Origin of the sequence: Bacillus cereus group sp. N14 (assembly GCF_016483555.1) — a bacterium.
Taxonomy (GTDB): domain Bacteria; phylum Bacillota; class Bacilli; order Bacillales; family Bacillaceae_G; genus Bacillus_A; species Bacillus_A wiedmannii.
This window is the reverse complement of record NZ_JAEHBQ010000123.1, coordinates 1-243: the sequence shown is the minus strand read 5'-3', so window position 1 is coordinate 243 and position 243 is coordinate 1. Positions and strand designations below refer to the sequence as shown.

Sequence of the window (243 nt, the reverse complement as noted above, 5' to 3'; positions counted from 1 at the left end):
TTTGTATATGAGTCTGCTTTAATCATACTTGTTCCTTCAGGTTTTAGTAATAATGCCATCATTTGTGATTGCTTGTCTGTTGTGAAACCTGGGTGAGGCTTAGTTTTAATATCAACCGCTTTTAACTTATCTGGGCCGATAACACGTTCACATTCATTTTCCTCTATAACTTTATCACCCATTTCTTCCATTTTCGCTGTAATTGAGCGTAAATGTTGAGGTACAGCATTTTCAATTAAGATG

General features: G+C 35.4%; 1 pseudogene. It reads right to left on the bottom strand.

The features are described from left to right. Window positions 1–243: pseudogene (locus tag JDS82_RS29370) on the bottom strand (UDP-N-acetylglucosamine 1-carboxyvinyltransferase); the annotation flags it as partial.